Here is a 19,213-nt window from a genome sequence, read left to right as displayed (position 1 = left end):
GTGTCCTTTATTCGTTGGCGAATTTTAGGTCTTTTTTGTTTAAATAAAAGGGGGAAAAACAGATGGATTACAAAGAGACTGCAAAACGCCTCACCGAGCTTCTCGGGGGCAAAGAAAACATTATCAGCGCGGCTCATTGTGCAACAAGACTGCGTTTAGTGATTAAGGATGAATCAAAGATAGATCAAACACAAGTAGAAGAGCTTGATGGCGTCAAAGGCGCTTTCAGCAGCTCTGGCCAGTACCAGATCATTTTCGGAACAGGCCTTGTCAATAAGGTGTACGATGCTTTTTCGAAGGAAGTTGATGTCGAGCGTGACGAACATGTAAATCACCAGGATGCGGCGAAAGAAAAACTGAATCCCGCTGCGAGATTTGCGAAAACGCTTTCTAATATTTTTGTTCCAATCATTCCGGCTATTGTCGCCAGCGGCCTGTTAATGGGCTTACTGGGTATGATCAATGCGTTTCATTGGATGAGCAAGGAGTCTGCTTTGCTGCAGCTGCTTGATATGTTTTCAAGCGCAGCCTTTATTTTCTTGCCGATTTTAATCGGGGTCAGTGCTTCAAAAGAGTTTGGCAGCAACCCTTACTTGGGAGCGGTTATCGGGGGAATCATGATTCATCCGACGCTTTTGAATCCTTGGGGGTTGGCGGAAGCAACACCAGATTTTATGCATCTTTTCGGATTTGATATCGCGCTTCTGGGCTATCAGGGGACTGTCATCCCTGTCCTGCTGGCGGTTTATGTCATGAGCAAGATTGAAAAATGGACAAGAAAAGTGGTTCCTCATTCGGTAGATTTGCTTGTAACACCATTTGTCACAGTGATTGTCACCGGGTTTGTCGCTTTTATCGCGATTGGTCCTTTGGGCAGAGCACTTGGCTCAGGCATTACGATTGCGTTAACTTATGTGTATGATCATGCCGGTTTTGTTGCGGGTCTGGTTTTCGGGGGCACGTATTCACTCATCGTACTGACAGGCGTTCATCACAGCTTTCATGCGATTGAGGCAGGACTTATTGCTGATATCGGCAAAAACTACTTGCTGCCAATCTGGTCAATGGCGAATGTCGCACAGGGTGGGGCCGGCCTTGCCGTCTTCTTTATGGCGAAAAAGGCAAAGACAAAAGAAATCGCGCTTCCGGCTGCATTCTCTGCTTTTCTCGGCATTACTGAGCCAGTCATATTCGGAGTCAATCTTCGCTACCGTAAGCCATTTATCGCCGCGATGATCGGAGGCGCATTGGGCGGTGCGTATGTCGTCTTTACACATGTTGCTGCAAACGCTTACGGGTTAACAGGGATTCCGATGATTGCCATTGCTGCGCCGTTTGGCGTTGGCAACTTGATCAACTATCTGATTGGGATGGCCATTGCGGGAGTGTCATCGTTTACCGCAGCGTTTATTATGAAGATTAATGAGGATGAGGGGAGAAAAAAATGACATCACATGATCAGGAGCTTCGTCGCCGGGCATATGAAGAAGTGGAGAAAAAAGAGCCTATCGCTGACAGTGATCCGCACCGCCAGCATTTTCATATCATGCCGCCGGTTGGGCTGCTGAATGACCCGAATGGCGTTGTATATTGGAAGGGCAGCTTTCATGTGTTTTTTCAGTGGCAGCCGTTTCAGACGGGGCACGGCGCGAAATTCTGGGGCCATTATACGAGTCAGGATGCTGTGAATTGGAAGCGGGAAGAGATTGCGCTGGCGCCGAGTGATTGGTTCGATAAAAACGGCTGCTACTCGGGCAGCGCTGTCACGAAAGACGGTCGGCTTTATCTGTTTTACACTGGAAATGTCAGGGATCAGGAGGGGAACCGAGAAACATATCAATGCCTTGCTGTATCTGATGACGGGCTGACCTTTGAGAAGAAAGGTGTTGTCGCCCTCCTTCCAGAAGGATACACGCCGCATTTTCGCGATCCGAAAGTATGGGAGCATGAAGGCACATGGTATATGGTGATTGGCGCGCAAACGGAGAATAAGCAAGGACACGCTGTGTTGTTTGCTTCTGATAACTTGACAGAGTGGAGTTTTCTCGGCCCGATAACTGGCGCGGGCTTCAATGGGCTGGACGATTTCGGGTACATGTGGGAATGCCCTGACTTGTTTACTCTTCAGGGATCCGATGTGCTGATTGTCTCACCTCAGGGACTTGAGGCAGACGGTTTTCATTATCAGAACGTGTATCAATCAGGTTATGTTGTCGGGCGTCTTGATTATAACAAGCCTGAACTGAAGCATGGCGATTTTATTGAGCTTGATCAAGGTTTTGATTTTTACGCTCCGCAAACACTTGAAGACGATCAGGGAAGGCGGATTTTGTTTGCATGGATGGCGGTGCCTGATCAGGATGAAGGATCTCATCCGACAATTGACTATCACTGGATTCACTGTATGACGCTGCCGAGACAGCTGACGCTATCAGGGCAGAAGCTGATTCAGCAGCCGCTGCCTGAGCTGAAAGCCATGCGCAGGAATGAGAAGAACATACAAATCAACATGCATGGATCATCTGGGACGCTTCCAGTTGAAAACCCTGAAAGAGCTGAGATCTTGATCGAAGACATTGAGACAGAGTCCGGTTTTTCAATCAGTATCCGCGGAACGGCTGCGTTCTCCTTTGATCAGAACGAGGGGGTTATTACGCTGGAGCGAACGAGCTTCGACGGAAAACGAACAGAAGCGAGACATTGCCGCATCAAGGATTTGCATACCGTGCACATGTTTATCGACGCGTCATCTATAGAAATCTTTATCAATCATGGAGAAGAGGTCTTTAGTGCAAGATATTTTCCTTTCCCGGGAAATCATGACGTGACAGCCAGTTCGACCGGAAAATCTGAAATGAATGTCGGAATTTGGACACTTATGTAGAAAATCCTTCTATTTTCTTATGTGAAATCTGTGCCATCTGTGCTATTCTTCAACGATAACCTACTATTTTTTTCTGTAAAAGGAGTTGTTTTCTTGAATATACATGAACAGAAGATAACACCGGAATGTTTGGAAAAGGCTGCGGACCAGGTTGAAGATAAGCGGGAAGAATATAAGGATGTTCTGCTGCAGCTGAAAAAAATGCTTGGCGGGACCGCACCGCACAGTGAAACGGCGGAAATTCTTTCACGAGCATATGAGCAAATGAAGGAATACGCACTTTTTGTTCAGTCGATAGAAACATTTTTGAGGAAATCTGCGAACAATTTAAAAATCAAATAAACAGGCTGCCGATGGGATCGGCAGTTTTTTCTGTGAAAAGTTATTGGTTATATAAAAAAGGCTGCCTCTAAGTAAGGCAGCCGATGTTGTTTATGATTGTTTATCGAGACGCTGCGCAGAATGTTTCGTAGGTCCGACATACTGGTTTAGCGGGAAGGATTCTTTAATGGCAGCGGTAATGAATTCTTTCGCTGCGTAAATGGCTTTTTTGACTTCCGCACCTTTGGCGAGCTCCGCTGTCACGGCTGCCGAGAACGTACAGCCTGCGCCATGGGTATAAGGCGTATCGATCATTTCGCTTTCGAGGACTTCCGCTATTTCTCCGTCATAGAGAACATCAACGGCTTTTTCATGTTTGAGTTTGCCTCCGCCTGTAATGACGACATATTGGGCGCCAAGTGCGTGAATTTTTTTAGCAGCTTCGATCATATCGTCAACTGTTTTTAATTCATCCATGCCGCTGAGCTGGCTGGCTTCAAATAAATTCGGTGTAATGACAGTGGCTAGCGGCGCTAATTGTTCACGCAGGGCTTGGGCGTGCTCCGGATAAAGGACTTCATTTGCCCCTTTGCAAACCATGACCGGGTCAATCACCACATTTTTTAATTGTTTTTCTTTGATCGTTTTTGCCGCAAGCTCGATGATATCAACGGTTGGCAGCATTCCTGTTTTCATGGCGTCCACTCCGATGCCGTCCGTAATCGTTGCAAGCTGGGCGCGGATTGTATCAGTATCGATCGGGAATACCTGATGGTCCCAGCTGTTGTTCGGGTCCATCGCGACGATCACTGTTAAGGCGGTCATCCCGTATACGTTTTTCTCTTGAAATGTTTTTAAATCAGCTTGAATCCCAGCACCGCCGCTGGAATCTGAGCCGGCAATGGTAAGTGCTTTATGCATAGACATGTCTTGAACCTCCATCATGTTTTGTCTTTCATTATAGTTAGATTTTCTCTGTATCACAATATAGAAAGCTTATCGATTCATCTAGTATTCTCTTTTCAACCTTTCCCCTTTCAGTAGGATATTCCCACTGATCTCCCGTCCAATATATGTTTTAATAGTACATGACTATGAAAATGTGAAGGAGAGCATCATGAAGATTTCTATCGTAATTGTGACCTATAATCGGATTCCGGCTTTGTGTGAGCTTCTGGAGTCGATTTCGCAGCAGACCTTGAAGCCTTATGAAGTCATTATTGTGAATGATGCCGGGGAATCGGTCGTGCCGGTCAAAGCACTGTATCCGGAGCTGCCGATTGCTGTCATCAATTTAGAAAAGAACTCGGGGCATGTGGCTGCGAGAAATGCTGGTGTAAAAGAGACGTCTGGCGATTGCATTATGCTTTGTGATGACGATGATTTCTTTACACCGGGGCATGTGGAGAGAATGGCGAAGGAAATAGAAACGGCGGATTTCGTTCATTCTGATGCGGAGATTGTCTCATTTGAAGAGAAAAACGGAACAAGATATCCAATTTCGCGGAAGCTGTTTGCTTATACCGCTGACTACGAGGATATGAGAGTGTTCTCTACATATGTGCCGTCGGGAAGCATGTACAGACGTTTTCTGCATGCTGAAATCGGTTATTTCGATGCTGATGTGCACAATTATTGGGACTGGGATTTTTATTTGCGCGCGGCGAAGGATTACCGGGTGAAGCGTGTCCCTTGTGCCAGTGTGATGTATGCCTTCAGTGACGCGGGAGACAATCAGTCCGCGGACCTTGGCGCCAAGCGGAAACAATATTTGGATCGTTTAAGTGAAAAGCACGGACTCGGGGAACTGCCGACGAAAAACTTTGCCGTCCTGCTTGAAGAGCCTGAGATGAAAAGACGGGAAGCAAAAAGTGAAATTGTTTGGGATGGCAAACCTGTCTATTCCAGACTTCATCGTTCGTAAGGGAGGCCTGAATCTTGAAACAGATTTTAGAAGACAGCTGGTGGAATCAGCTGGAAGAAGAGTTTGAGAAATCGTATTATCAAGAGCTCAGAGAAATGCTGAAGCGAGAATACGCGGAGCAAACGATTTATCCGGACAGCCGGGATATTTTTAATGCGCTGCATTATACCCCATTCGATGATGTCAAGGTGGTCATTCTCGGCCAAGACCCGTATCACGGGCCAGGACAGGCTCAAGGTTTAAGCTTCTCCGTAAAGCCGGGTGTGAAGCAGCCGCCTTCATTAAAAAATATCTTTCTTGAGCTGCAGGAGGACATCGGGTGCAGCATTCCGAACCACGGATCGCTTGTCAGCTGGGCAAAGCAAGGGGTTCTCTTGCTGAATACTGTGCTGACGGTAAGACGCGGACAGGCGAATTCTCATAAGGGGAAAGGCTGGGAGCGGCTGACGGACCGGATTATTGACGTGTTGAATGAAAGGGAGCAGCCGGTAATCTTTATTTTGTGGGGCCGGCATGCCCAAATGAAAAAAGAACGGATCGACACGTCCAAGCATTTTATCATTGAATCGACGCATCCCAGCCCGTTTTCGGCAAGAAACGGATTTTTCGGGAGCAGACCGTTTTCCCGGGCGAATGCGTGCTTGGAGAAAATGGGAGAAGCGTCGATTGATTGGTGTATAAAGGATTTGTAAAAAAGCGCAGATCATTTGCGCTTTTTTATTTAAGTATTTTCCGAATCAGTCGCAGCCCGTTTTTGGAAGAAGGATAACGAAAAGCGATGTCGAAGCGGTTCGTTTGTTTGACGACGCTTTTTTTGTGCGTAAATGTGTTATAGCTGTCAAATCCGTGATAGCTGCCGATACCGCTTTCTCCGACGCCGCCGAATGGCAAATACGGTGTCGCGACGTGCATTAGCGTATCATTGACACAGCCTCCGCCAAACGACAGATTCTCTAAAACAGCCCGCTCGATTTCTTTGTTTGTGGTAAAGACGTACAGGGCGAGCGGCTTCGGGCGCGATTGGACTTTGTCAATGACTTCATCGATATCGCCGTACGTAAACAGCGGAAGAATCGGCCCAAAAATCTCCTCCTGCATCACAGGAGAGTCATCCTCCACTTGATCAAGAATCGTCGGCGCTATTTTGTGGTGATCAGAATCAGATTGTCCGCCTGTGAGCGGGACGCCATCATTCAGAAAATCGAGCAGCCGCTGATAGTGGCGCTCACTGACGATTTTGCCGTACTGCGGATTCCGTTCGGGCTGAGAGCCGTAAAATTCTCTGATCGCACGCTTCATTTCTTCTGTGAGCTTCGTTTTGATGTCTTCGTGGACAATTAAATAATCGGGTGCGATGCAGGTTTGTCCGGCATTTGTAAATTTCCCGAAGACAATGCGTTTGGCGGCAAGCTGTATGTCAGCATCCTTATGGACAATACAGGGGCTTTTGCCGCCAAGCTCCAAGGTAACGGGTGTTAATTGTTTGGCCGCAGCCTCCATGACGATTTTTCCCACGGCAACGCTGCCGGTAAAGAAAATATAATCGAAGGGGTGCTGTAATAACGCTGTGCTGACGTCGGGACCGCCTTCCGCCATAGCGACATAATCATTTGGAAAAACGCTGCTGATGAGGTTGGAAAGAACAGCGGAAACAGCCGGCGTATATTCTGACGGTTTGAGAACGACCGTGTTCCCGGCGGCAATGGCTCCAATCAAGGGAGAAAGCGCCAGCTGCAGGGGATAGTTCCATGGAGCAACCACCAAAACGGTTCCATACGGCTCAGGTATGATGATGCTTTTGGAGCCTAGATGGGTCAGCGGTGTTTTGACTCGTTTCGGCTTGGCCCATTTTCCCAGCCGTTTCATCACAAAGCTGATTTCCTCCAACACGATTCCGATTTCCGTTGTGTATGCTTCTTGTTCGGATTTGTGGAGATCTTGATAGAGAGCGGCTGTGAGATCGGCTTCATGTGTTTTGATGGCTTGTTTCAGCTTCTGCAACAGGTCCAGTCTCGATTCTAGCGGTCTCGTATGCCCCGCCGCAAAATATGCTTTCTGCTTGCTGACGATAGAGGGTATGCTGTTCATTCCATCGCTCCTTTTTTGTAAGGTATGGTGATTTATTATGTGAAAAATCACTTCTGCTTGTCAAATGCGCAAGGTTTGTTAGAAAAAATAACAAACTCATATCTGCGTTTGCAGCAGGAATTTGATAAAATGCAGGAAGACGACATTTATTTTTTGGAGGGTTCTCTATGAACATTCATATATCTGCTTTGATTCAAAAGATGGAAGAGGAGCTGAAAAAAGCAAAGACAGCTGAACGGGATGAGGAGCTGAAGCGTTCCGTAGCAGTTGTCCGTTCTTTGTGTGACGTCGTGCTGGATCAGTCTCAGCCGGAGACCGCAAGCGCGCCCCGCATCCAGCCGAGCAGCACGCCAAGTCCTGCCGCGCCGCCATCGACAGACCAGTTGATGATGGAAAAAATGATGGGAAGCGCGGGATTAAAAAATTATCGAAAGCAGGAAAAAGAGAAGCAGGAAGAGGACGGAAACGGAGAGTCATTATTTGATTTTTAATGAGAAAGGTTGAGCGCACGTGAAATTGTTTCTTGGCGCGCTGCAATGGACAGCGTTTATCATTGCTGCGGCGGTTGTTGTTCCGGTGGCGGTTGCCCAGTCGTTTCATCTGGATCACTCAGATTCTGCGAGATTGATCCAGAGCACTTTTTTTGTATTGGGAATTGCCGCCGTCATTCAGTGTTTGAAAGGCCACAGACTGCCGATCAATGAGAGCCCCGCCGGCTTGTGGTGGGGCGTGTATACGATCTACGGCGGGCTGACGGGAACTGTTTTTGCAACTTACGGGGACACACTGCGCGGGTTGCAGGGAGCTCTTCTTGTAAGCGCTGTATGTTTCTTTTTGTTAAGTATCTTCAAGGTCATTGACCGGCTCGCCGCCTTGTTTACTCCGGTTGTAACAGGCGTCTATTTATTGCTGCTTGTCATGCAGCTGAGTCAGCCCATTATAAAAGGAATTCTCGGAATCGGCTACCGCAAGGACGGTGTAGACGGCCTTGTATTTGGTCTGGCACTTGTTGTAATCGCCGCCGCCTTTATGATGACAAATTCGAACATCACGTTTTTTAAGCAATATTCTATTTTATTGGCTCTGTTCGGCGGATGGGTGCTGTTTGCGGCTGCCGGAGCTGCAAAGCCGATGGAAATGCCTGATCGGCTGTTTCAGCTGCCCTCCCTGTTTCCTTTTGGCAAACCTTTATTTAACAGCGGTCTTATCATCACCTCAATTTTTATTACCATCTTGCTGATCGTGAATATGCTGGCGAGCATGAAGGTTGTGGACATCGCTGTAAAAAAATTCGGCAAACAGCCGGATGGGCGGCATCATGAACGCCATGCCGGTTTTGCCGCCTCATTCAGCCATCTGCTGAGCGGTTTGACGGGAGCCATTGCACCGGTTCCGATTTCGGGAGCAGCGGGTTTTATTGAAACGACCAAAATGCCTTCTAAAAAACCGTTTATGCTCGGCAGTATTTTCGTTGTCGTGATCAGCGTGATCCCATTTTTTATGAATGCGTTTGCGAGCCTGCCGTCACCCGTTGGATTTGCGGTAAACTTTGTTGTGTTTTCCGCGATGGGCGGTCTGGCCCTTGCAGAATTTGATTCATATGAGAAAGCGGAACTGAAAAGGGTGCGGTCTGTGATCGGCACCTCGCTGTTGACGGGGGTCGGCATTATGTTTGTTCCTGAAACTGCCTTAAATGGTTTGCACCCGGTATTTATTTCTCTGTTAAGCAACGGGCTTGTATTAGGAACGCTTGTTGCAATAGCGGCAGACCAGTTCCAGCTTTGGCGCAGGAGAAAATCCGACAATCTCGTGTCATCGGAGAACAAACATTGAATTTTAGTATAGGTGCGATAAGATAAAGGATATGAGTTTAACGAAAAGGCGGGAGAGCTAGATGAAAGTTTTTATCATATTAGGGGCCATTAATGCCCTGCTTGCCGTGGGACTCGGGGCATTTGGCGCTCACGGATTAGAAGGGAAAATTCCTGATAAATATCTTCAGGTGTGGCACACAGGTGTGCAGTATCATATGTATCACGCCCTTGGGCTTTTCGTTGTCGCCTTCCTGGCCGATAAATTATCCGGCATCGGCAGTGTCACGACAGCCGGCTGGCTGATGTTTGCGGGAATTGTGCTGTTTTCCGGAAGCTTATATATTCTTAGTTTGACGCAAATCTCCATTCTTGGGGCCATTACCCCGCTCGGCGGTGTGGCGTTTATTATTTCTTGGATCATGATCATTGTCGCAGCCGTCAAATATCTATAAAAAAAAGCCAATCCTCATCATATGAGTGATTGGCTTTTACTTTATCTTGGCGAATAGGATGCCATGGAATATGGATACGTATACGCAATTTCTTCATCAAATGTAATGTAATCGAGGTAGATGGTCAGGAGCAGGTAGCGAGTTCCTGATTTTGGGTCGCTGATGATAATGTGATCCCGGCCCGCTGCCTCAATGACGCCGCGAAAGATCTTTGAACCCCATTCCTTGCTGTTTTCAAATGTCATATAAATGGTGGCCGTTTTTCCCCTGTTCAGTCGCAAAATGTTCTCAATGTATGATTCCTCAACAGGCAGCATGCCGGGAATGCTTTGGCCGGGCGCCGACGGTGTCGGCCCCGATGGAATTTGAAACCCGCCGCCCTGCTGGCCCGGGAATCCGAATCCTTGCTGTCCTTGCTGTCCTTGCTGCATTGGCATCATTGGCTGCATCCCCATCGTCTGCATTTGCGCGCCTTGACCTTGCTGCGGGTACGGATTGGCGCCGTACTGAGGCTGATATCCCTGCATATTATCAAATCCCTGCATTTGCTGATATTGATTTTTTTTCGGTTTCATATCGTTCCTCCTTTTTATGAAAACCATTCAAAACAAGTTCCGGATGTATAGATGAACGCTCCGCGATGACTCACCTCCGATGGAAAACGATCTTAGTCGCTGGTGCGATTTTTATCTCTTTCACCTTATGAGGCTGATGCTTGGAATATGCGGAAAAAGAACAGCGGACGGGCCAGATTTTGGTCTGGGCAGCCGCTGTTTTTCGTAGGCATACACAAACTTTTCGCGCATATTGGTTTGTATCCCTAGCGCAATTTGCGCATAAGCAACATAAGATAACGTTAGTTTCAGGTGTGAAGTTTCAAGAAGGAGGTGTAGGATTTGCCGAAAGTATCAGTCATTATGACGAGTTATAACAAAAGCGATTATGTGGCAAAGTCCATTTCCAGCATACTTTCACAAACGTTTTCCGATTTTGAATTGTTTATTATGGATGACAACTCCAATGAAGAGACGCTAAATGTAATCCGTCCTTTTTTGAATGATAACCGAGTGCGTTTTTATCAAAGCGATATATCTGAAGTAAAGGAAAGAACGGAAAAAACAAGATACGCGGCGCTGATCAATCAGGCGATTGAGATGGCGAAGGGTGAATATATCACCTATGCTACGGATGACAACGTCTATATGCCGGACCGGCTCTTGAAAATGGTGCGGGAGCTCGATCATCATCCTGAAAAGGCTGTGATTTACTCAGCCTCCAAAACCTATCACTTAAACGAGGATCGCGACATTGTAAAAGAAACTATCAGGCCGGCCGTTCACGTGACGTGGAACGCGCCGTGCGCCATCGACCATTGTTCGGTGATGCACAGGTATTCTGTGCTTGAGAAGGTAAAGGAGAAGTTTGGCTCCCATTGGGATGAAAGCCCGGCGTTTTACCGGATCGGGGATGCCCGGTTCTTTTGGAGGGTCAACCATTTTTATCCGTTTTACCCGCTGGCTGAGGAGCTGGATTTGAATTATATTACCGACCAATCGATTCATTTTCAGCTGTTTGAATCAGAAAAAAATGAATTCGTCAGGAACCTTCCTCCGCAGCGCAATTGCCGCGAGCTGCGTGAATCATTAAAAAAGCTTGGAATGGGGTGAGAGCTTGTCGGCCTATTTAAGCAATTATTGGGTGCTGTACCGGGAGTATGTAGAGCTTTTTGACAGACTTCGCTACAAGGGGATTCCGCTTGGACTTATCAGTAATTTTTATCAATACATCAGCCCGGAGCTAAGGGTGATGATGGATGAAGAGCCGGAGTTATTCGGAGCGGTGGATCAGCATATCGATGAAGGACAGATTCAGCCGTTTTTTGAAGAAAAGATAAAAAATATAGTCAAAACAAACGAAAAACCTGGTAAGGGGAAAGTCATATTGCACTTTGATTACCTGCGTTTTTCGAACGAAAATTACTATCAATTTGACCCTGGCAAAACAGCTGTTTTAGCCAGATGGAGTTTGCCGCATTACTGTGATCTGCCTGTGATTAGCAAGCGTGACATTGCGGAATCATGCCAAAAAGGTGATCCGAAGCCGTATCTCGAAACAGCCTGTTCGATTCTCGCCCCTTTTGATGACCATCCTGCATTCGGTGATCAAGCGTTTCGCGATCGGCTTTACAAAGATATTCCTTTATTTATGGAAGCCATTGATACGGTTGATGCGCTTTTTGAGCAGGAGAAGATTTCTGCCGTTGTCGTCGGAACGACAGAAGATATTTACAGCAGGGTGCTCGCTCTTACGTGTGAAAAGAGAGGGGCGGTCAGCATTTGTCTTCAGCATGGCGCATTGATGGGAGATGAAGCCTTCATTCCTGTTTTTACAACCTATCAGGCTGTTTTTGGCGCTTATGAAGCGGATTGGTTCAAACGAAAAGGCTGTAAACCTGAGCAGATTCTCGTAACGGGACATCCCCGCTTCGATCAGATTTTTAACAGAACCCCTATCGACATGTCCACATTCTATCGAAAACTTGCTTTTCATCCATCCAAAAAAATCGTGCTTATTGCGACCCAGCCTTTTTCGGAAGATTTTTATTCCGGTTTGCTAGAAGAGCTTTCTGATCAGAAACAGCTGCAAATCATCATCAAACCCCACCCTTGGGAAATCGGGAAAAATAAGCTGGATCTGTATCACGCTGCGGCAAAAAAACATAAAGCCTGCAGAGTCATCAAAAAGGAGATGGAGCTGTATGATTTGCTGCCGTATGCTGACGCGGCAGTGACGCAAACGTCAACAGTCGGACTTGAAGCCATGCTGTTTCAAAAACCTGCATTGATCGGGAAATCATCCGGAACCCGCACGTATCCGTATTATGAATCTCTTGGCGGTTTTATATTTGATCAGCCGGATGAACTGGCGCGCACCTTAATTGCGGTTCTTCGAAGTCCCTCAGTGCATCAAAAAGCAGAAGAGGCGCGTCTGGCATTCACAGCAGCTAATTACCCGGTGGCAGAATCAACAAACGCCTTATTTGCGGAATTGAAAGCCAAAACAGGGGTTGATTACAGGCGGGAAGATACTGAATAAAATGATAGGAGCGCAAAGAAATGGTGCAAAAGAGAAATCATTTTCTTCCTTACTCTTTGCCGTTAATCGGCAAGGAAGAAATTCAGGAGGTTACAGAAACGCTTGAATCGGGATGGCTCTCCAAAGGCCCGAAGGTTCAGCAGTTTGAAAAAGAGTTTGCCGCGTTTGTCGGGGCGAAGCACGCCGTGGCGCTGAATTCATGTACGGCCGCCTTATTTTTGGCTTTGAAAGCAAAAGGAATCGGGCCGGGTGACGAGGTCATTACCTCTCCGCTTACGTTCAGCTCGACCGCCAATACGATTATTCATACAGGAGCGACGCCTGTGTTTGCGGACATTGACGAAAACACGCTCAATATTGATCCGGTAAAGCTTGAGGCGGCCGTCACACCGCGAACGAAAGCAGTTGTACCCGTCCACTTTGGCGGGCAGTCCTGCGATATGGATGCGATATTGGTAATTGCCCAAAAGCATGGCTTATTCGTGCTTGAGGATGCGGCACATGCTGTGTATACAACTTATAAGCAAAGAATGATCGGTTCTATCGGAGACGCGACGGCATTCAGCTTTTACGCCACCAAAAACCTGGCGACAGGGGAAGGCGGCATGCTGACGACAGACGATGAGGAGCTTGCCGATCACATCCGGGTGCTGAGCCTTCACGGCATGAGCAAAGCCGCGTGGAACCGTTATTCTTCAAATGGCAGCTGGTATTATGAAGTCGAATCGCCCGGCTATAAGATGAACATGTTTGATCTGCAGGCTGCTCTCGGTCATCATCAGCTGAAACGTCTAGATGAGATGCAGAAACGGAGAGAAGAGATTGCCGGCCGCTACCAAGCCGCTTTTCAGCAGATTTCGGGGCTGATCACGCCGTTTGTCCATGATGACGGCAGGCACGCTTGGCATTTATATGTTCTGCAAGTTGATGAAAAACAGGCCGGTATCACGCGCAGCGAAATGATTACGGCTTTAAAGGATGAATACAATATCGGCACAAGCGTTCATTTTATTCCGGTACACATTCATCCATATTATCAAAAGCGATTCGGGTATAAGGAAGAGGACTTCCCGGTCGCGATGAATTACTATAAACGAACCCTGTCGCTCCCGCTCTATCCTTCAATGTCTGACGAGGATGTAAATGATGTCATTGAAGCTGTGCGGGATATCGTAAAAGGGGCTGGTTAAGTGTACACGGTAAAAGAAAATGTCTCCAAAGAGGCGATTGAGAGTTTTCTCCACAGCAGGCAGCTTACACTGGACGTTCCGTATCAATTTTCCCTCGGCCTTTTTGAAAACAGCGGGCTCCAAGGCGTCTTGCTTTATGAAGACTCTCTGTGGGAAAGCCATATGCTTCAGAAGAAAGTCATGAACGTCAAGCTTCTTGCGGCAAACAGCACCGGGCAGCTGAAGAGGCTGTTTCAAGCTTTTTATTCTGTACGGCAAATGGATGAAACGGATTTTATCTTTGTTCGCGTTCCGGCTGAAGATATCGGAGCCGCGCATGTGATACAGCAGCAACCGTCTTCTTACTTTGTCGGCAGTTTGCTGAAGCTGGCGAATCCCCCGTCTTTATATGACAAAACACCGCCATTTTTTGAACTGGGCCCGCCTGAGCCCGAAGACACAGAAGCGATATGTGAGCTGGCCCGAGACTCGTTTACAAAAAGCAGATATTTTCAAGATCCTCATCTCAGCCGCGAAGCAGCAAACAAAATTTTTCAGGAGTGGACACGAAACAATCTGAATGGAAGGGCGGCTGTCAATGTTGCCGCTAAGCATAATGGCGAGGTCATCGGTTATCTTCAGGGCTTATCCAGAGAAGATGAATGTATTCTCGATTTGATGGCTGTGAAGCCGGGATTCGAAGGCAAACGTGTCGCGTTTCATTTATTGGCGAATCTCATAGAACATCCGTTGACCCAGAAGCATAAAACGGTAACAGCGGGGACGCAGCTTCACAATGTAAGGGCGATCCGCCTTTATGAAAGAATGGGCTTCACCGCTGAACAATCGTATTACTATTATCATATTTGGCCGGGCAAGGAGGCGAAATAATGGCAGCGTTTCAGATCGCGAATAAAACTGTGGGCAAAGACGCGCCTGTATTTATTATTGCCGAGGCGGGAATTAATCATGACGGAAAGCTTGATCAGGCTTTTGCGCTGATTGATGCAGCGGCGGAAGCCGGCGCGGATGCCGTGAAATTTCAAATGTTCCAGGCTGATAAGATGTACCAGAAAGATCCTGGTTTGTACAAAACAGCGGCTGGCCAGGACGTCTCTATTTTTTCTTTGATTCAATCCATGGAAATGCCCGCTGAGTGGATTTCCCCGCTTTTGGATTACTGCCGCGAAAAGCAGGTGATCTTTTTAAGCACAGTATGTGACGAGGGGTCAGCCGACCTGCTTCAGTCCACCTCGCCGAGCGCTTTTAAAATCGCATCCTATGAAATTAACCATCTTCCGCTGCTCAAATATGTCGCCCGACTGAACAGGCCGATGATATTCTCGACAGCCGGAGCGGAAATTTCTGATGTTCACGAAGCGTGGAGCACCATCAGGGCAGAGGGCAACGATAAAATCGCCATTATGCATTGTGTGGCGAAATACCCTGCGCCGCCGGAGTACAGCAACCTCAGCGTCATTCCAATGCTTGCCGCCGCTTTTCCTGATGCTGTGATCGGCTTCTCCGATCACAGCGAGCACCCGACTGAAGCGCCGTGTGCCGCGGTTCGGCTCGGAGCAAAACTGATAGAAAAGCATTTTACGATCGATAAAAATCTGCCGGGCGCCGACCACTCGTTTGCGTTAAATCCGGGCGAATTAAAAGAAATGGTCGAAGGTATCAGGAAAACCGAGGCCGAGCTGAAACAAGGAATCAGGAAGCCGGTATCTGAAAGACTGCTAGGCAGTTCATACAAAACCACAACCGCCATCGAAGGAGAAATCCGACAATTTGCATACAGAGGAATTTTTGCAACAGCTCCGATTCAAAAAGGCGAAGCCTTTAGTGAAGACAATATCTCAGTGCTACGCCCCGGACAAAAGCCGCAGGGGCTGCACCCGAGATTTTTTGAGCTGCTGACCGGCGGCGTTCGGGCTGTAAGAGACATCCCGTCCGATACAGGTATTGTCTGGGGCGACATTTTAATGAAGGACAGCCCATCTCATGAATGACATTCTCTTTATCATCCAAGCCAGAATGGGTTCAACACGGCTTCCGGGAAAAGTGCTGCGTCCGCTCGGATCCAATCGTTTACTCGATATTCTCGTTCACCGTGTCCGGCAAAGCGCGTTTTATCAAAAGGATCGGGATAATCTTGTCATCGCCACGTCTGACAAAGAAACTGACGACATCTTAGAGGCGCACTGTGTGAAATATGGCTTTCGCGTTTTCCGCGGCAGCGAGGAGCGTGTTCTCGACAGGTTTGTGAAGGTCATTGAAGCTGTCAAACCGACAGTGGTCATCCGGTTAACGGGTGATAATCCGTTTGTCGATCCGAAGCTGCTCGATTTCATGATAGCGTCGCATCTTGATCAAGGAGCAGATTATACGTATATCTGGCACACTCCGTTAGGGATTAGCGGCGAAGTGGTCAGCGCCAAACTGTTAACAGACATCAGCCGTATTCAGGCGTTGGAGGATCAATATCAGGAGCATGTCACGTTATATGTAAGGAACCATCCAGATCTTTATCGCGTTCAGTTTTTAGAGGCGCCGGAACAATTTCGCGCCCCTCAATACCGGCTGACCATCGACACAAAGGAAGACTATGAATCGATAAAGGCCCTTTATCAAAAAGCAGGCGAGCGCCCTGATGTATCCGCCTCAGAGCTCATCAGCCTGCTGAACCGGAACCCTGATGCGGCAATCGAACGAGAGGCTGAATAGCCATGCATATTGGGATCGTCGCAGACGGCGGTTATGAAAAGGGAATGGGCCATGTTGTCCGGATGAAGAGGCTCGCGGAAGAACTCAAACAGCGCTGCTTGATTACGTTTTACACGAATCAGGAGTCTGAACCATTTCTTCATGAAGAGCATTGGCATGTCATTGTAAAACCGGAGCTGCGGCAGCATGAATTTATTCTCCGGGAAATAAAAAACAAGCACCTTGATCTGCTTTTGTTTGATATTCTCAACGCGCCTGCTGAGCTATTAAGGAAAATAAAGGCGGAAACAGATGCAAAAATCGTACTCTTTGAAGAGAAAAATGAAAAAGCGATTCAGCTAAGTGACGCAGTCATCAACGGAATTTACGGTGATATCAGAAGCAGGTGGTACGATCAGGGAAACACCCGCATCTATGAGGGCCCTGATTATCTCATTCTTCACCCCGCCTTCCAGGCCGCAAGAAATGATTACACACTGAGGAAAAAATGCCGCAATATTCTTGTTGCGCTGGGAGGAAGCGATCCGAAGCAGCTTATTTTTAAAGTGCTGGCTGCAGCCGATCAAGTCCCCGCCATGAAAGATAAAAACATGATTTTTGTAATGGGGAGCGCTTCACCGCATCAAGAAGCGGTCCGAAGGCAGGTTCAAAAGAAGCCGCAGTACACGGTGATCGGGCAGACAAGTGATATGGCGGGTGTCATGAAACAAGCGGATGCAGCCATTGTAGCCGGCGGCATCTCCTTGTACGAAGCCATTTGCATCGGTGTGCCGTGCCTTGTTCTTTCTCAGGTTGAGCACCAAACGGCAACAGCCAAAACATTTGCTGAACAAGGCGCCGCTCTTGATCTTGGTCTCGGAGAGCTTGTATCGGATGAAACGCTCATCTATCAGATGTCACGAATCAGCAGCAGCTATCCTCTTCGCCTTTCTTTGCACAAGGGAGGGAGGCCGCTCGTGGATGGCAAAGGCATCAAGCGGGTAAAAGCTATTCTTCAAGATTTGTATGATCAAAAGCTATAAAAATGCATGTAAGGAAGTGTTACTGTGAAAGGTGTTATTTTAGCCGGCGGAAACGGCTCACGCCTTATGCCCTTAACGAAAGCCGTCAACAAGCATTTGCTTCCTGTAGGCCCGTATCCGATGATTTACTGGTCGATTATGAAGCTGGAGGAAGCCGGAATAAAAGACATTTTACTCATCAGCCAAAAAGATCATATGCCGCAGTTTTTCAAACTGCTTGGGAACGGGGAAGAGCTTGGCGTCACAATCACTTATCAAGTCCAGCCTGCCGCATCGGGTATTTCGGATGGGCTGTCTTATGCAAAACGCTTTACGAAAAAAGAGTCTTTCATTTTATTATTAGGTGATAATATATTCGAAGATTCATTAAAGCCTTTTACGGAGCGCTTTGAACAGCAGGGAAAAGGAGCAAAGGTGCTGCTGAAAGAAGTTGATGATCCGGAGCGCTTCGGGATTGCTGAAATTGATGAGAAAAACAAGCGGATTCGTTCCATTATCGAGAAGCCCGCACATCCGCCGACCAACCTTTGTGTAACCGGCATTTATATGTATGATGCGGAGGTATTTTCCTATATTGAACAAATATCACCGTCAAAGCGCGGCGAGCTGGAAATCACAGATGTGAATAATCTATACATTGAAAACAGCCAGCTTACGTATGATGTGTTATCAGGCTGGTGGGTCGATGCCGGAACTCACGAATCGCTTCATCTCGCCTCTCAGCTTGTACACCGGGCTTTACAGAAAGGACAGGACGAAAAGTGATGGCAAAATCATATTTAATTACGGGCGGGGCCGGCTTCATCGGGCTCACGTTTACAAAGCTCATGCTGAAGGAAACGGATGCGCACATTACCGTTTTAGATAAACTGACGTACGCCAGCCACCTGAAGGAAATGGAAAAATTAAAGGAAAACAGCCGATTTCGCTTTGTGAAAGGGGATATCAGTGTTCAGGAGGATATCGACCGCGCGTTTGATGAGACGTATGACGGCGTGATTCACTTCGCTGCGGAATCGCATGTAGACAGAAGCATTTCCCAAGCAGAGCCGTTTATCACCACAAATGTCATGGGAACATACCGATTGGCGGAAGCGGTTTTGCAGGGAAAAGCCAAGAAGCTGATTCATATTTCAACAGATGAGGTGTACGGGGATTTAGAAACGGAAGATCCCGCGTTTACTGAAACGACGCCGCTTTCTCCTAATAACCCATATTCAGCCAGCAAGGCAAGCTCTGATTTGCTTGTGTTATCTTATGTCAAAACCCACAAGCTTCCGGCCATTATTACACGATGCAGCAACAATTACGGCCCTTACCAGCACAGCGAAAAAATGATTCCGACGATTATCCGCCATGCGAAGCAAGGACTTCCAGTTCCGCTGTACGGCGATGGGCTCCAGATCCGAGATTGGCTGTTTGCGGAGGATCATTGCCGCGCCATCAAGCTGATTTTAGAAAAAGGAACCGATGGTGAGGTCTATAACATCGGCGGCGGGAATGAACGCACAAATAAAGAGCTGGCGAGCATCATCATGAAGCATTTGGGCTGTGAGGAATTGTTCGCACACGTGGAAGACCGAAAAGGGCATGACCGGCGCTATGCGATCAATGCATCAAAGCTGAAAAACGAACTGGGCTGGCGGCAGGAAGTGCCGTTTGAAAAAGGCATTGCGCGTACGATTCGCTGGTATACCGACAATGACCGATGAGAAG

The 19,213-nt window shown here is 47.6% G+C and carries 20 protein-coding genes; 17 read left to right on the top strand and 3 right to left on the bottom strand.

Annotation, left to right across the window (positions count from 1 at the left end):
• Positions 1 to 62: 62 nt before the first annotated feature.
• From scrA to ACY3LV_RS01220, 3 genes are all read left to right on the top strand, one after another.
• Positions 63 to 1,448 (top strand): PTS system sucrose transporter subunit IIBC, encoded by a 1,386-nt coding sequence (scrA, locus tag ACY3LV_RS01230; protein WP_333517885.1) that lies wholly within the window; start codon positions 63 to 65, stop codon positions 1,446 to 1,448.
• A complete protein-coding gene (gene sacA, locus ACY3LV_RS01225) occupies positions 1,445 to 2,884 on the top strand; it encodes a sucrose-6-phosphate hydrolase (protein WP_464863242.1) in 1,440 nt (479 codons plus the stop codon). Before scrA ends, sacA begins: the two co-directional genes overlap by 4 nt.
• Positions 2,885 to 2,977: 93 nt before the next feature.
• Positions 2,978 to 3,226, top strand: coding sequence for a hypothetical protein (locus tag ACY3LV_RS01220; protein WP_087992796.1), 249 nt, complete (start codon positions 2,978 to 2,980; stop codon positions 3,224 to 3,226).
• A gap of 90 nt (positions 3,227 to 3,316) precedes the next feature.
• Here ACY3LV_RS01220 and ACY3LV_RS01215 read toward each other — a convergent pair whose 3' ends face one another.
• Positions 3,317 to 4,132: a bifunctional hydroxymethylpyrimidine kinase/phosphomethylpyrimidine kinase gene (locus tag ACY3LV_RS01215; RefSeq protein WP_464863241.1), complete on the bottom strand. Its 816-nt coding sequence runs from the start codon at positions 4,130 to 4,132 to the stop codon at positions 3,317 to 3,319.
• 190 nt (positions 4,133 to 4,322) lie between these two features.
• Here ACY3LV_RS01215 and ACY3LV_RS01210 point away from each other — a divergent pair, with 190 nt between their 5' ends.
• Together ACY3LV_RS01210 and ACY3LV_RS01205 are read left to right on the top strand one after the other, a co-directional pair.
• A complete protein-coding gene (locus ACY3LV_RS01210; protein ID WP_394715384.1) occupies positions 4,323 to 5,129 on the top strand; it encodes a glycosyltransferase family 2 protein in 807 nt (268 codons plus the stop codon).
• Positions 5,130 to 5,143: 14 nt separating this feature from the next.
• Positions 5,144 to 5,821, top strand: a complete 678-nt coding sequence (locus tag ACY3LV_RS01205) for a uracil-DNA glycosylase (protein WP_464863240.1) — start codon at positions 5,144 to 5,146, stop codon at positions 5,819 to 5,821.
• A gap of 25 nt (positions 5,822 to 5,846) precedes the next feature.
• Here ACY3LV_RS01205 and ACY3LV_RS01200 read toward each other — a convergent pair whose 3' ends face one another.
• A complete protein-coding gene (locus ACY3LV_RS01200; protein WP_464863239.1) occupies positions 5,847 to 7,217 on the bottom strand; it encodes an aldehyde dehydrogenase in 1,371 nt (456 codons plus the stop codon).
• 167 nt (positions 7,218 to 7,384) lie between these two features.
• Here ACY3LV_RS01200 and ACY3LV_RS01195 point away from each other — a divergent pair, with 167 nt between their 5' ends.
• The 3 genes from ACY3LV_RS01195 to ACY3LV_RS01185 all read left to right on the top strand — a co-directional run bounded on the left by ACY3LV_RS01195 (position 7,385) and on the right by ACY3LV_RS01185 (position 9,483).
• Complete coding sequence (locus tag ACY3LV_RS01195; RefSeq protein WP_464863237.1) at positions 7,385 to 7,708, top strand: YwdI family protein; 324 nt, start codon at positions 7,385 to 7,387, stop codon at positions 7,706 to 7,708.
• 19 nt (positions 7,709 to 7,727) lie between these two features.
• Positions 7,728 to 9,050, top strand: a complete 1,323-nt coding sequence (locus tag ACY3LV_RS01190) for a purine/pyrimidine permease (protein WP_464863236.1) — start codon at positions 7,728 to 7,730, stop codon at positions 9,048 to 9,050.
• Between the two features lie 61 nt (positions 9,051 to 9,111).
• Complete coding sequence (locus tag ACY3LV_RS01185; RefSeq protein WP_087992786.1) at positions 9,112 to 9,483, top strand: DUF423 domain-containing protein; 372 nt, start codon at positions 9,112 to 9,114, stop codon at positions 9,481 to 9,483.
• 41 nt (positions 9,484 to 9,524) lie between these two features.
• On the opposite strand, the gene gerQ is transcribed toward ACY3LV_RS01185, so the two are convergent.
• Positions 9,525 to 10,058 carry a spore coat protein GerQ gene (gene gerQ, locus ACY3LV_RS01180; RefSeq protein WP_333517895.1) on the bottom strand — a complete coding sequence of 178 codons (534 nt, stop codon included), beginning with the start codon at positions 10,056 to 10,058 and terminating at the stop codon, positions 9,525 to 9,527.
• Positions 10,059 to 10,379: 321 nt separating this feature from the next.
• On the opposite strand from gerQ, the gene spsA reads away from it, so the two are divergent.
• Genes spsA through rfbB form a run of 9 tightly spaced genes read left to right on the top strand, consistent with a single transcriptional unit; the run spans position 10,380 to position 19,209 of the window.
• Positions 10,380 to 11,150, top strand: coding sequence for a spore coat dTDP-glycosyltransferase SpsA (gene spsA, locus ACY3LV_RS01175; protein ID WP_333561641.1), 771 nt, complete (start codon positions 10,380 to 10,382; stop codon positions 11,148 to 11,150).
• Between the two features lie 4 nt (positions 11,151 to 11,154).
• Entirely contained in the window at positions 11,155 to 12,579 is a 1,425-nt protein-coding gene (locus ACY3LV_RS01170) for a CDP-glycerol glycerophosphotransferase family protein (RefSeq protein WP_464863235.1), read from the top strand.
• Positions 12,580 to 12,599: 20 nt separating this feature from the next.
• Entirely contained in the window at positions 12,600 to 13,769 is a 1,170-nt protein-coding gene (locus tag ACY3LV_RS01165; protein ID WP_464863234.1) for a DegT/DnrJ/EryC1/StrS family aminotransferase, read from the top strand.
• Positions 13,770 to 14,639 (top strand): GNAT family N-acetyltransferase, encoded by an 870-nt coding sequence (locus ACY3LV_RS01160; RefSeq protein ID WP_464863233.1) that lies wholly within the window; start codon positions 13,770 to 13,772, stop codon positions 14,637 to 14,639.
• Positions 14,639 to 15,760, top strand: a complete 1,122-nt coding sequence (locus ACY3LV_RS01155; protein WP_464863232.1) for an N-acetylneuraminate synthase family protein — start codon at positions 14,639 to 14,641, stop codon at positions 15,758 to 15,760. The genes ACY3LV_RS01160 and ACY3LV_RS01155 overlap by 1 nt, the downstream gene beginning before the upstream one ends.
• Positions 15,753 to 16,475, top strand: coding sequence for a glycosyltransferase family protein (locus tag ACY3LV_RS01150; RefSeq protein WP_464863231.1), 723 nt, complete (start codon positions 15,753 to 15,755; stop codon positions 16,473 to 16,475). The genes ACY3LV_RS01155 and ACY3LV_RS01150 overlap by 8 nt, the downstream gene beginning before the upstream one ends.
• Positions 16,476 to 16,477: 2 nt before the next feature.
• A complete protein-coding gene (locus ACY3LV_RS01145) occupies positions 16,478 to 17,497 on the top strand; it encodes a PseG/SpsG family protein (RefSeq protein ID WP_464863229.1) in 1,020 nt (339 codons plus the stop codon).
• 24 nt (positions 17,498 to 17,521) lie between these two features.
• Complete coding sequence (locus tag ACY3LV_RS01140) at positions 17,522 to 18,262, top strand: sugar phosphate nucleotidyltransferase (RefSeq protein ID WP_464863227.1); 741 nt, start codon at positions 17,522 to 17,524, stop codon at positions 18,260 to 18,262.
• Complete coding sequence (gene rfbB / locus ACY3LV_RS01135) at positions 18,262 to 19,209, top strand: dTDP-glucose 4,6-dehydratase (protein WP_464863226.1); 948 nt, start codon at positions 18,262 to 18,264, stop codon at positions 19,207 to 19,209. Before ACY3LV_RS01140 ends, rfbB begins: the two co-directional genes overlap by 1 nt.
• Positions 19,210 to 19,213: the final 4 nt, after the last annotated feature.

The sequence above is a fragment of the Bacillus sp. 11C genome (assembly GCF_055486375.1).
This window is presented reverse-complemented; position numbering and strand designations above follow the sequence as displayed.

Bases quoted from the DNA above. Each gene is read 5' to 3' on its own strand.
- ACY3LV_RS01195 (WP_464863237.1), top strand. From the start codon at position 7,385: ATGAACATTCATATATCTGCTTTGATTCAAAAGATGGAAGAGGAGCTG.
- rfbB (WP_464863226.1), top strand. From the start codon at position 18,262: ATGGCAAAATCATATTTAATTACGGGCGGGGCCGGCTTCATCGGGCTC.
- scrA (WP_333517885.1), top strand. From the start codon at position 63: ATGGATTACAAAGAGACTGCAAAACGCCTCACCGAGCTTCTCGGGGGC.
- ACY3LV_RS01185 (WP_087992786.1), top strand. From the start codon at position 9,112: ATGAAAGTTTTTATCATATTAGGGGCCATTAATGCCCTGCTTGCCGTG.
- ACY3LV_RS01210 (WP_394715384.1), top strand. From the start codon at position 4,323: ATGAAGATTTCTATCGTAATTGTGACCTATAATCGGATTCCGGCTTTG.
- ACY3LV_RS01200 (WP_464863239.1), bottom strand. From the start codon at position 7,217: ATGAACAGCATACCCTCTATCGTCAGCAAGCAGAAAGCATATTTTGCG.
- gerQ (WP_333517895.1), bottom strand. From the start codon at position 10,058: ATGAAACCGAAAAAAAATCAATATCAGCAAATGCAGGGATTTGATAAT.
- ACY3LV_RS01145 (WP_464863229.1), top strand. From the start codon at position 16,478: ATGCATATTGGGATCGTCGCAGACGGCGGTTATGAAAAGGGAATGGGC.
- ACY3LV_RS01165 (WP_464863234.1), top strand. From the start codon at position 12,600: ATGGTGCAAAAGAGAAATCATTTTCTTCCTTACTCTTTGCCGTTAATC.
- ACY3LV_RS01215 (WP_464863241.1), bottom strand. From the start codon at position 4,132: ATGTCTATGCATAAAGCACTTACCATTGCCGGCTCAGATTCCAGCGGC.
- sacA (WP_464863242.1), top strand. From the start codon at position 1,445: ATGACATCACATGATCAGGAGCTTCGTCGCCGGGCATATGAAGAAGTG.
- ACY3LV_RS01155 (WP_464863232.1), top strand. From the start codon at position 14,639: ATGGCAGCGTTTCAGATCGCGAATAAAACTGTGGGCAAAGACGCGCCT.
- ACY3LV_RS01150 (WP_464863231.1), top strand. From the start codon at position 15,753: ATGAATGACATTCTCTTTATCATCCAAGCCAGAATGGGTTCAACACGG.